Origin of the sequence: Marinomonas algicola (assembly GCF_014805825.1) — a bacterium.
Classification (GTDB): Bacteria; Pseudomonadota; Gammaproteobacteria; order Pseudomonadales; family Marinomonadaceae; genus Marinomonas; species Marinomonas algicola.
Genome location: NZ_CP061941.1, coordinates 951,078 through 963,486 on the forward strand (window position 1 = coordinate 951,078; position 12,409 = coordinate 963,486).

At 42.3% G+C, this 12,409-nt stretch carries 10 protein-coding genes; 7 read left to right on the forward strand and 3 right to left on the reverse strand.

Annotation, left to right across the window (positions count from 1 at the left end):
• The first annotated feature begins 78 nt into the window (after nt 1–78).
• From IEZ33_RS04245 to IEZ33_RS04260, 4 genes are all read left to right on the forward strand, one after another.
• Nucleotides 79–2,256, forward strand: coding sequence for a malate synthase G (locus IEZ33_RS04245; protein WP_191602476.1), 2,178 nt, complete (start codon nt 79–81; stop codon nt 2,254–2,256).
• Between the two features lie 52 nt (nt 2,257–2,308).
• Complete coding sequence (locus tag IEZ33_RS04250) at nt 2,309–3,916, forward strand: isocitrate lyase (RefSeq protein ID WP_191602477.1); 1,608 nt, start codon at nt 2,309–2,311, stop codon at nt 3,914–3,916.
• A 148-nt stretch (nt 3,917–4,064) separates the two neighbouring features.
• Entirely contained in the window at nt 4,065–4,193 is a 129-nt protein-coding gene (locus tag IEZ33_RS21095; protein ID WP_275672796.1) for a hypothetical protein, read from the forward strand.
• A gap of 332 nt (nt 4,194–4,525) precedes the next feature.
• Nucleotides 4,526–6,160 carry a Na/Pi cotransporter family protein gene (locus IEZ33_RS04260; RefSeq protein ID WP_191602479.1) on the forward strand — a complete coding sequence of 545 codons (1,635 nt, stop codon included), beginning with the start codon at nt 4,526–4,528 and terminating at the stop codon, nt 6,158–6,160.
• Between the two features lie 135 nt (nt 6,161–6,295).
• Here the strand turns inward: IEZ33_RS04260 and dxs are convergent, their stop codons facing one another.
• Genes dxs through IEZ33_RS04275 form a run of 3 tightly spaced genes read right to left on the reverse strand, consistent with a single transcriptional unit; the run spans nt 6,296 to nt 9,357 of the window.
• Complete coding sequence (gene dxs, locus IEZ33_RS04265; RefSeq protein ID WP_191603530.1) at nt 6,296–8,188, reverse strand: 1-deoxy-D-xylulose-5-phosphate synthase; 1,893 nt, start codon at nt 8,186–8,188, stop codon at nt 6,296–6,298.
• A gap of 48 nt (nt 8,189–8,236) precedes the next feature.
• On the reverse strand, nt 8,237–9,118 hold the full coding sequence (locus tag IEZ33_RS04270; protein WP_206696904.1) for a polyprenyl synthetase family protein: 882 nt from the start codon (nt 9,116–9,118) through the stop codon (nt 8,237–8,239).
• Entirely contained in the window at nt 9,118–9,357 is a 240-nt protein-coding gene (locus IEZ33_RS04275; protein WP_191602480.1) for an exodeoxyribonuclease VII small subunit, read from the reverse strand. The genes IEZ33_RS04270 and IEZ33_RS04275 overlap by 1 nt, the downstream gene beginning before the upstream one ends.
• Nucleotides 9,358–9,526: 169 nt before the next feature.
• On the opposite strand from IEZ33_RS04275, the gene pomA reads away from it, so the two are divergent.
• The 3 genes from pomA (at nt 9,527) to dapB (ending at nt 12,275) form a co-directional block, all read left to right on the forward strand.
• Nucleotides 9,527–10,282: a flagellar motor protein PomA gene (gene pomA, locus IEZ33_RS04280; RefSeq protein ID WP_191602481.1), complete on the forward strand. Its 756-nt coding sequence runs from the start codon at nt 9,527–9,529 to the stop codon at nt 10,280–10,282.
• Between the two features lie 59 nt (nt 10,283–10,341).
• Entirely contained in the window at nt 10,342–11,358 is a 1,017-nt protein-coding gene (locus IEZ33_RS04285) for a flagellar motor protein MotB (protein ID WP_191602482.1), read from the forward strand.
• A gap of 116 nt (nt 11,359–11,474) precedes the next feature.
• Nucleotides 11,475–12,275 carry a 4-hydroxy-tetrahydrodipicolinate reductase gene (gene dapB, locus IEZ33_RS04290; protein ID WP_191602483.1) on the forward strand — a complete coding sequence of 267 codons (801 nt, stop codon included), beginning with the start codon at nt 11,475–11,477 and terminating at the stop codon, nt 12,273–12,275.
• Nucleotides 12,276–12,409: the final 134 nt, after the last annotated feature.

The following is a 12,409-nucleotide window of genomic DNA, read 5'->3' on the forward strand; positions in this document are numbered from 1 at the left end:
TTAGACTAAAAATCAAGCAATCAGTCATTGCTTAATACCAATGTTCTAACGATTAAACTGACTATAAAGGTAGAGAAGATGAATATGACCCTACAAAAATGCAGCTTTATCAATGAGGGTTTTTATAACTTCATCAATGAAGAAGTTTTACCCTTACACACGTTAAACGCGTCGACTTTTTGGCATGACTTTGAAACCTTGGTCGCTGACTTAGCTCCAATGAATCAAGCATTGCTGGTGACAAGGGAGCGCATGCAGGAGCAAATTGATCAGTGGCATATGAATCGCAAAGGCCAACCCTTTGATGCGATAGAATACCAAGGCTTCCTAGAAGAAATTCAATATTTAGTTGAAGAGAAAGAAGATTTTTCCATTACAACAGAAAATGTTGATGAGGAAATTGCCCTTTTAGCAGGTCCTCAACTGGTTGTCCCAGTAAATAATGCCCGTTTTGCGCTTAATGCGGCGAACGCACGTTGGGGGAGTTTATACGATGCACTTTATGGTACGGATGTTATTCCAGTCGCCGATGGATTAGAGAGAGGCCATCAATATAACGAAGCTCGTGGTAAGCGCGTCATTGCGATAGCTAAAGATTTTTTAGATGAGCATTTTCCTCTCGAAATGGGTTCCCATCAAAACGCTTGCAGTTACGTGGTTTACTACAATCACTTGCTGGCTTTTTTCGCCGATGGCAGTTCTTCAGGTTTAAAAGACTCTAGCCAGTTAGTGGCATTGATTGGGCCGCGCAATGAGCCTGAATCGCTATTACTTAAGCACAATGGCTTACATGTAGAGGTGCAATTTGATCCGAATGGAAAAAATGGCATTCACGATATTGCAAACATCAATGACATGATTTTAGAGTCTGCTTTAAGCACAATTATGGACTGTGAGGACTCTGTTGCGGCTGTAGACGCTGAAGACAAAATAGAGGTTTATAGAAACTGGTTAGGCTTGACGCGAGGTACCTTAGAAGTCAGCGTTGAAAAAGAGGGCCAGCAACATATCCGTCGTTTGAACAGAGATAGACGCTATACCGGTATGGATAGACAAGATTATCTTCTACCAGGACGATCACTGTTGTTGATTCGTAATGTGGGGCATTTAATGCAAAGTGATTTAATGCAGGACGCAGAAGGGAATTTTGCTCCAGAAGGAATCATCGATGCGGTGGTGACCTCATTAATTGCGGCGCTTGATTTGCAACAGGATAATCCAATTCAGAATAGTCGTACTGGTAGCATTTATATCGTAAAACCAAAAATGCATGGCCCTGAGGAGGTGGCGTTTACAAGTCTTTTATTTAGTCGTGTCGAGTCTATGTTAGGGCTGCATAAAAACACGATTAAAATGGGCATTATGGATGAAGAGCGCCGTACTTCATTGAACTTAAAAGAATGTATTCGTGCGGCAAAAGACCGGGTTGTCTTTATTAATACTGGTTTCCTAGACCGGACTGGTGATGAAATTCATACCAGCATGCACGCCGGGCCTTTTTTGCCAAAAAATCAAATTAAGGTTCAACCTTGGATTCAAGCTTATGAAAATCGTAATGTTGAAATTGGTTTAAGTTGCGGACTTCAAGGCAAAGCTCAAATCGGCAAAGGAATGTGGGCAATGCCAGATGAAATGGCCAGCATGATGACTGAAAAAGTAGCGCATCCTAAAGCGGGAGCCAATACAGCATGGGTGCCATCACCTACGGCAGCGACCTTGCATGCTATGCATTATCACAAGGTGAGAGTGACGTCGGTGCAAAATCAAATTAAACATCGTGTTCCATCAAAACGTGCTGATTTATTGAAAATACCAACAATGGCCGCTGATTACACATTATCATCCGATGAGATTACCGCTGAAATAGAAAACAATATTCAAGGAATTTTAGGCTACGTTGTTCGTTGGGTTGAGTCGGGCGTTGGTTGTTCAAAAGTACCGAATATCAAGGATGTGGGGTTAATGGAAGACAGGGCAACGTTAAGAATTTCCAGCCAACACATTGCTAATTGGCTATTACATGAGGTGTGCTCAAAAGAGCAGGTTGATCAAATTATGCTACGAATGGCTTGTAGAGTAGATGAGCAGAACCGCATGACACCAGACTATCAAGCTATGTCACCGAATACGCTAAACAGTCCTGCCTTTATCGCAGCGCAGGAATTGATATTTCAAGCACTTGATCAGCCAAATGGCTATACAGAACCATTGCTTCATAAGAACAGAGCTCAGGTAAAGCAAGGTAAAAACCTTTAGTAAGACCCCTTTGAACTTTTAACAAATAAAAATAAATAGTGAGAATAGATTTATGACAACTTATCAAAATGAAATACAACAAGCGGATGCTACCCTTAACCAAAAAGGCCCATCTTGGGGGGCTATTAATCCAGAGTATGTTGCTAGAATGGCATTGCAAAATCGCTTTAAAACGGGGCTGGATATTGCCAAATACACCGCGAAAATAATGCGGGAAGACATGGACAGCTACGATAAAGACGCGGCCAACTACACTCAGTCTTTAGGCTGTTGGCATGGTTTTATTGGTCAGCAAAAAATGATCTCTATTAAAAAGCATTTTGGTACAACTCGCCGTCGTTATTTATACCTTTCTGGTTGGATGGTGGCCGCCATGCGTTCAGAATTTGGGCCTTTACCCGATCAATCAATGCACGAAAAAACCTCAGTGCCGGCACTGATTGAAGAGCTTTACACTTTCTTAAAACAAGCGGATAGCCGTGAATTACAACATTTATTTAAAGACCTTGATGCCGCGAAAGAAGAAGGAAATGATCTTAAAACTCAATTAATACAAGATAAAATCGATTCCTTTGAAACGCATGTGGTACCTATTATTGCTGACATTGATGCTGGGTTTGGTAATGAAGAAGCAACGTATCTTTTAGCAAAGAAAATGATTGAAGCAGGTGCTTGCTGTATTCAAATTGAAAACCAAGTGTCAGATGCGAAGCAGTGCGGCCACCAAGATGGTAAAGTAACCGTACCACACGAAGACTTTTTAGCGAAAATTAACGCTGTTCGGTATGCTTTCATGGAGCTGGGTGTTGAAGAGGGTGTGATTGTAGCCCGTACCGATTCTTTAGGCGCGGGCCTGACTCAAAAAATTCCTGTTTCTCAACACGAAGGCGACTTGGCCGATCAATACAATGCGTATATTGATGGGGAAGAAATTACGTCCCTGGCTCAAATGAAATCGGGTGATATGTTGATGAAACAAGGTGAACGAGTAATAAAACCTATTCGTCTAGCAAATGGGTTAGTGCGTTTTAAAGAAAATACTGGCGCGGATAGGGCGGTATTAGATTGCATAACATCCTTACAAAATGGTGCGGATCTATTATGGATTGAAACAGAGAAGCCTCACATTGGTCAGATAGCGGCCTTAGTGAATAGAATTCGTGAAGCCGTGCCGAATGCTAAGTTGGTTTACAACAACAGCCCTTCTTTTAATTGGACTTTAAACTTCCGCCAGCAAGTGTTTGATGCCTGGTTAGAAGAAGGTCGTGATTTAAGTGAGTATCACAGAGATGGGCTTATGTCGTCCGATTATGATCAGAGCGAACTGTCGGTAGAAGCGGATAATCGCATTCGTGATTTTCAGCGTGACGCGGCGCAACAAGCGGGAATTTTCCATCACTTGATTACTTTGCCAACGTACCATACAGCAGCATTGTCAACGGATAACCTAGCGAAAGATTACTTTGGTGAGCAAGGGATGCTGGGTTATGTCTTAGAAGTGCAAAGAAAAGAAATTAGACAAGGTTTAGCCTGTGTTAAGCACCAAGACATGTCTGGATCAAATGTCGGCGATGATCATAAAGAGTACTTTTCGGGAGCGAATGCGTTAAAAGCGTCCGGTAAAGACAATACGATGAATCAGTTTGCTGTATCGTCATGATAGACTGATTTCTTGCGGCTGTTCTTTTAATAGCAACCTAAAGTAGGCCGTTTAAAAAAGTGTTTTAAGCCAATGGCATTACGTCATTGGCTTTTTTAACGCTGAAAAAGTGATAATTTAAACATTACTGTGCTTTTAAAGAGAACTAATGATTGTGGAAATCTTTGACATGGAGTCCTTAAGGGCATTTTCCAGAGCTGGGTTTGACATGACCGCTGCGACAATCGTTGCGATGCCTACACCAACGATCGCATACTCAATCGCGGTTATTCCCTGATTATTTTCAATAAATGAGGCTAGCTTATTTTTCATTTTTTAACTCGCAGCATTTCCTTGGAATTATAATTAAAACACAAAAACAACAAAATAGAGCATTCTTTTTTAAAACAGCAAAGTAAGTTAGGCTCAATGCTTCTGACAAAAGTCCTTATCTCGTTTTAAATAACACCATGTTTAAAAAAACCGTGTTAAACATGGGTTTTAATGTCGTTAATAGAACCGTTTTTTTCGCTGAAATGTTACAGTAATATTACGAAAATGCTAAAGTCACAAAGAAAGGTACTTTATATTATTCCACTCACTTACTTTACGATATTTTAAATAGGGTATATGTACGAGCTTATTCAATTAGCTGGCGCTATAGCGCTGTTACTTTGGGCCATAAGAATGGTTCGAACTGGTTTTGAGCGGGCGTATAAAAACCGCTTAGAAAATACCATCCGTATGATGACTAAGCATCGTCTACAAGCGACAATGATAGGCGCCCTTGCGGCGGCCGCTTTTCAGTCTGGAACCGCGGTTGTTCTGCTCGCGGCTGGATTTGTGGCAACGGGCGCCTTAGGGTTAATTCCTGCACTTGCGTTATCTGTAGGCGCGGAGATCGGCTCCAGTTTAATGGCTATGCTATTAAGCTTCGACTTATCTTTGCTGTCTCCTATTTTATTGCTCCTTGGCTACATTACTTTCCAACAATCGAGTAAAAGAAAACATAAATACTGGGGACGGATTCTAATGGGTCTAGGGCTATTATTGCTGGCCCTCTCTCTGGTCGCAAACACGACCTCCACTATGCGATCTGGTGAGGGAATGACCTTCCTAACCGACATATTGGCCCATGACCCATTTTTAACCTTATTCTTACTGGCTATTTTTACTTGGCTTGTACACTCCAGTCTTGCGGTTATTTTGATTATTACTCATTTAGTACTCGATGGTGCGATTGCCTTTGATACTTCAATGATCATGGTATTAGGTGCGAATATTGGCGGTGCACTACCCGCTTTAAGTTCAGGCTGGGGCGTTGGTGCAAAAGGTAGACTAGTGATTATTGGTAATCTAATTATCCGTTCGATGGCGGTAATTGTCGGTTTATGTATTTATTTTATTTATCAAGCCGGTTGGTTACCTATTGAGTCCATTGGTTTGGATTCACCAATGGTATTTCATGTCACTATTAATGTTATTAATGGTGCTATCTTTTTATGTATGCTCGCTTTCTGGGCTGAGTTTTTAAAGAAATACATTTCTCCTAATCGATCACATGATGAAGTCGCTCATAAGCCTATGTCTTCCGTTTATCTATCTCAAGACGATATCCATCATCCAGTTAGAGCCATGGCGAATGTGACTAACGAAACATTAAGAATTGCTGACCTGGCTTATCAGATGTTGGAAAACTCACCTAAAACGTTTAGGAATAGCAAGCACATCAATAAAGTGAAAGAGTTAGATGACGATATAGATCATATACACAGAGAAGTGACGTATTATCTATCGGCGATTAAAAACATTAAAACAGCTTCAGATGATCATGCCAAATGGCAAGATGCCTTTAACTTTGTGACCAATTTAGAGCATGTTGGTGACATTATTGGTGCAAGCTTGATGGTATTGGCACGCAAAAAACATAAGGAAAGCATACGCTTTTCTGAGCAGGGAGAAAGCGAGCTTAAAGAATTGTTTATGGAATTGCTGGAAATATTTCGCTTGGCTCAAGCGGTTTATGTATCGAAAAACCCTGACCTTGCGACTGAGTTAATTGACGCCAAACATATTTACCGTAATAAGCTTGCTATGTGTCGTGAACAACATACGGGAAGGATTCGCGAGCAGATACCAGATACCTTGTCATCGATTCAAATTCACATGGATATACTCCGTGATTTACAGCGCATTTGTTCTTTGTTAGTTGCCACGGCTTACCCGATCTTGAAACGGTATAAGCAAGAGCAAAATAACCTATAGCGTTTTACATTCTGATACGCTATTTGCAAATAGGAAATACTTATTTAGTTATGGTGTGAGCGTGCAAGTTAAAGGAAATAACTCGCCGCTAAAAACATCAGCTGTCTTTTAGCTAGCGGCGAGTTTGGCTTTGGCTTAAAGGTGTAAAGCGGTTAACTTTTGTAGGATGGCTTTTTCAATTTCAGCTTGATCAAGGCCAACGCGCTTAAGCATTGCGCTATGACTGGCGTGCTCCTCATATCGATCGGGTAGGCCAAGCTGTAACGTATGAGTATTAATATGGTTAGTTTGTAAAAACTCACTAACCGCTGAGCCTGCGCCACCCATAATGGCATTTTCTTCAATGGTGACAACAAGTTTACCCTGGCCATACTTCAATAGAGCCGCTTCATCGATTGGTTTGACAAAGCGCATATCCAGTAAAGTCGCATCAAACTTATCGGCGGCTTGTTTTGCTGTGTAAGTAGGGCTACCGAATCCACAAATGACAATGCCACTTTGGCCTTCTCTGAGAACACGAGATTTGCCAATTGGGAGGGTGGTTAGTGTTCGATCGATTTCAGCGCCAGGCCCGTTCCCTCTAGGATAACGAACGGCGGCAGGGCCTTTGTATTGATAGCCAGTATTTAACAATAGTCGGCATTCATTTTCATCTGAAGGCGTGGCGACTACCATGTTTGGAATGCAGCGAAGGTAGCTAAGATCATATACTCCTGCGTGAGTTGGACCGTCTTCTCCAACGAGTCCTGACCTGTCTATTGCAAAAAGAACATCTAGGTTTTGCAAGGCGACGTCATGTATTAGCTGATCATAAGCTCTTTGTAAAAAAGTAGAGTAAATCGCAACAACGGGTTTTAAGCCATCGCATGCCATACCCGCTGCGAGTGTTACGGCATGTTGCTCTGCAATAGCAACATCATAATAGCGTTCTGCAAAACGATCGGCGAATTCTATTAAATCAGAGCCTTCTTTCATCGCTGGAGTGATGGCTATGAGGTTGGTGTCTTGTTCGGCGGTATCGCAAATCCAGCGACCAAATACATTACTGTATTTTGGTTTGTTTGCTTTTTTTGCCAATTGAGTAATCGGTTCAGGTTCAGGCTCAATTTTATTGATCGCGTGATAACCAATTGGATCGCCTTCTGCAGGCTCAAACCCTTTGCCTTTTTTAGTGATTACATGCAGGAATTGCGGGCCGCTGCGCTCTTTTAAATTTTCTATTGTGGTCAGCAGTAAATCAAGATCATGCCCGTCAATTGGGCCAATATAATTAAAGCCAAGCTCTTCAAATAAGGTTCCCGGAGCGACCATTCCCTTCATGTGCTCTTCTGTCTTGCGAGCTAATTTGAGTGCTGAAGGCAAACTTTGTAGGACTTTTCGGCCACTTTCGCGGACGGAGTAATAGGTTTTGCTGGCCCAGATTCGAGAAAAATAGTTAGACAGAGCGCCAACAGGTCTGGAAATAGACATATCGTTATCATTCAAAATAACCAACATATCCGCTTTTACATCACCAGCATGGTTTAATGCTTCGAAGGCCATGCCTGCGGACATGGCACCATCGCCGATAATGGCGACAGATTTACGTCCAGTATTGAGCTGCTTTGCCGCCAAAGCCATGCCTAATGCCGCGCCAATTGAGGTACTTGAATGGCCAACGCCAAATGTATCAAATGGACTTTCTTCTCGTTTAGGAAAGCCTGAAATGCCGTTTTCTTGGCGTATGCTCAAAAGCGCTTCACGGCGGCCCGTTAAAATTTTATGGGGATAGGTCTGATGGCCAACATCCCAAACAATACGATCTTCTGGCGTGTTATATAAATAGTGTAGAACAACAGTCAGTTCGGTAACACCGAGGCCCGCACCAAAATGTCCGCCAGTTTGCCCAACGCTGTATAAAAGAAACAACCTTAACTCGTTGACTAACGATGGCAGCTGCTCTTTTGTTAGTTGGCGTAAATCACTTGGCTCATGGATGTTGTCAAGTAAGGGTGTAATTGGTCGTTCAGTTGGAATGGTGTCGAACATTGTCACGAATGAATCATCATATAGTTGAAAAATAAGCCCGTTAGTATATCAGTGGTTGCGGTGAATAATATAGTTAGCAAGCTCAACTAATGACTTTCCTTTTTCACCAAAGGGCAGGATTTTTTCACTTGCTTGCTCGTGAAGGTGAATAACCAGCTTTTTTGATGCGTCCAAACCGAGAAGTTTTGGGTAAGTTGGTTTATTTGAATCCTCATCTGAAAATTGATTTTTGCCCAGTGTTTGAGTGTCACTGGTTATATCAAGAATGTCGTCTTGGACCTGAAAAGCTAAGCCAATCGCGTGGGCATACGCATCAAGGGCCATTAACGCGTCTTGGTCTTGGCAATTTGCACTAACTGCACCCATGCGAACACACGCTTTTATTAATGCACCTGTTTTATGCTGATGCATAAGTTCTAGTGTTTGAGTATTAATCGTTTGGTCTACAGAGGATAAATCGATCATTTGCCCTGTAACCATGCCGTGGCGCCCTGACGCATTTGCCAGTATTTGTACCAATTGTAATTGCAATTCAGGGGATTGAAGTGATGGAGTCGCTAACATTTCAAAGGCAAAAGTTTGCAGCGCATCACCGGCTAAAATCGCCGTCGCTTCATCAAACTGAATATGGCAGGTTGGTTTTCCACGGCGAAGGTCATCGTCGTCCATTGCAGGCAAATCATCATGTATAAGTGAATAAGCGTGAATGGCTTCTATGGCAGCGGCACTGGCATCCGTTAACGGTGTTATTGGTCCAAATAATTGCGCGCTGGCGTACACCAACATAGGGCGTACTCTTTTTCCGCCATTAAACAGACTGTAAAGCATGGCTTTATGAAGTGATTCGGCGGCTGGGTAAGCGGATAAAGAGGAAGTGAGATACGAATCGACACGATCACCTGTTAGGTCTCTAAGTTCTTGAAGGTTCACTAATTTGTTTCCGGGTCAAAAGTTTGTAAGTGTTCGCCATTCTTGTCTTCTAATAGAATTTGTACTTTTTGTTCTGCTTGAGTTAAAACAGACTGACAATCATGGCTTAATTTAATTCCCTTCTCGAAGGCCTTAAGGGCATCTTCAAGTGAAAGTTGGTTGGATTCTAATTCTTTCACTAATGAATCTAACTCAGATAGCTTATCTTCAAAATGTTTAACGTTGGCTTTACGAGTCATGATGGTCTCTTCTTAACAAAAACTATACGTTTGTAACAGAAAAATAGATTTTCTTCGAGTAAGATCTACTGTACCGTAAAAAAAATTCTATCAAACTATGCTCAAAGCCCATCTTTAGTTTAAAATTCAATACAGTTTGGCATTCGGAAGCTTTTATTAGGAGTATGTTGTGGATATCGCAACGTTATTAGGTTTAATTGGTGCGTTTGCCATCGTTATGATGGCTATTTTACTCGGTGGTTCCGCGGGAATGTTCTTAGATCCCGCTTCTGTTCTTATCGTACTTGTCGGTTCAACCTTTGTTGTTTTAATGCAATACCCTCTCAGCCAATTTCTCGGCGCTGGTAAAGTCGTCGCAAAAGCGTTTATGTTTAAAAGTGTGCCAATGGATGCGTTAATTGATGAAATCTATGATTTAGCCGATGAAGCAAGAAAAGGCGGCCTATTGTCTTTGGAAGGAAAGGAAGTCAGTCATCCTTTTTTATCTAAAGGAATTCAGATGTTGGTAGATGGACATGATGCTAGTGTCGTAAGAGTCCAATTGTCCAAAGACATGAAAATGGCGTTTACCCGACACGATGAAGGCGCCAAGATTTTTAAATCGTTAGGGGACACGGGCCCTGCCATGGGAATGATTGGTACCTTGGTTGGTCTTGTACAAATGTTAGCGAACATGGATGACCCAAAATCAATCGGTCCGGCCATGGCGGTGGCGCTTTTGACAACATTATACGGCGCTATGCTTGCCAACATGGTTTGCTTACCTCTTCAAGCAAAGTTAGAAAACCGTGGTAACGAGGAATTAAAGGCCCAATCTTTGATTTTGGATGCATTATTGGCCATTCAAGCCGGTCAAAATCCACGAGTGATAGACGGTATGTTGAAAACCTACATCGCAGAGAAGAAACGAGTTGAAAGAGAGTAGTTGTCTAGTTGGGTTGCGCTATCGCGTTTCAATAAAAAAGTTTTAATGGAAGTAAGTAAATGAGTGACGAAGAAGAAGCGGATTGCCCCGAATGTATTGAGGGTTTACCGGCCTATATGGGGACATTTGCAGACTTGATGTCTCTGCTGATGTGCTTTTTCGTACTGCTTTTATCGTTTGCGGAAATGGATGTCTTAAAATTCAAGCAACTGGCTGGCTCTATGAGAGCCGCCTTCGGTGTCCAAAAGCAAATTGAGGCCGACTCAATTCCAATGGGAACATCGATTATTGCTCAAGAGTTTAGCCCCGGTCGTCCTGAGCCAACGCCTATTAATGAAGTGCGTCAAAAGGCCGATGATACGCCTGAAAACACCCTAGAGGTGCTTTGTAAGCCTGAAACGGCCACCTTAAATGAGCAAGAGGGTGTTGGTGCGGATGGGCAAAGCACAATGGTAGAAAAATCACAGGCCGATTTAAAGCGTGAAGAAGAAATTAAGCAAACAGAAGAAGATGCGCAACAGATTGCATCGGTAATGAGGGAAGAGATATCCAAAGGAACGGTTGAAGTAGAAACGCAAGAGCGGACCATAACCATACGTTTGAAAGAAAAAGGCTCATTTCGATCTGGTTCGGCGGAATTAAACTACGACTTTATTCCAGTAATTGACATGGTGCGTGATGTACTGATTGGGGTTAAAGGCACCATCGCTGTAGAAGGTCACACAGACAATATACCCATTGAAAGTCGCCGTTTTGGTTCAAATTGGCAGTTGTCTTCGGCTCGGGCTATTTCTGTTGCAGAAGAACTGTTCTCATCAGGTTTATTAGTAGAGAGTCGTTTTGCGGTGACGGGTTATGCCGATTCAAGACCACTTGTACCAAACGATTCACCTCAGAATAGAGCGACCAATAGACGAGTGGAAATTGTTATAAAACAGAACGATTTGGCGAGAGCCAATGTGGCTAATCAAGTGTTTGGCTTAGACTCAGTGGGTGGCTCTGAAGACACAAGCGATGAAGAGGAATTATTTGTTCCTGCTCCGGTATTTGAGCTGACACCAAACGAAGTGTTTTAATGAACGTTTTTGAGTAGCCTGCTATTGCTTATTGCGATTCAGCGGGCTTTTTTTATGAATAGTTTACGAATAGTAATAAGGCTAAGTCCTTATATAAGATGTGGAAGGTAGAGTAAATGCGAGTGGCGATTATTGGTGCTTCAGGGCGCATGGGTAAAAATTTAATTACGGCCGTGGTGGAATCTGAAAACTGTTCATTAGGTGCCGCTATTGTCAAAGAAGGCAGCAGTTTGATTGGTGCTGATGCCGGTGAGATGGCGGGCGTAGGGAAATGCAACGTTGCGATGGTGGATACGTTAGCGAAGTGTGTGAATGATTTTGATGTGTTGATCGATTTCACTTCACCAAAATTAACCTTACAGAATGCGGAGTTCTGTGCGGCCCATGGAAAGTTAATCGTGATTGGTACGACGGGCTTAACGGATGAGGAGAAACGTTCACTAACGCACTTTTCAACAAAAATCCCTGTGGTTTTCTCTGCCAATATGAGTGTGGGGGTGAACTTGACCTTGAAACTATTAGCAACGGCGGCATCTATTCTGGGTGATGACTACGACGTAGAAGTAATAGAAGCACATCATAGGCACAAAGTGGATTCCCCTTCAGGTACGGCATTGGCTATGGGAGAAGTGCTTGCGGATGCGTTAAACCGAGATTTGAAAGAATGCGCTGTTTATGGTCGTGAAGGCCAAACTGGAGCAAGAACCCGTAAAGAAATTGGGTTTGAGACGATTCGCGCAGGTGACGTTGTTGGTGAACACAGTGTGTGGTTTGCTACGGAAGGCGAAAGAATTGAAATTGCGCATAAAGCCAGTAGTCGTATGACTTTTGCGAAAGGTGCCGTGCGAGCGGCTGAGTGGCTCGCCGATAAAGAAGCCAGTTTATATGATATGCAAGATGTGCTGGGTTTAAAATAATCTGAAAACGGCTCTGTTTACTGCAAAAAGATGCCTGAAGGGAATCAGTCATCTTTTTTATCTTGAGTATTAAATTGAAGAAGCATGAATTCACCTATTACCACAGAATAATCAGAACCGTCTAAGCCAATTCA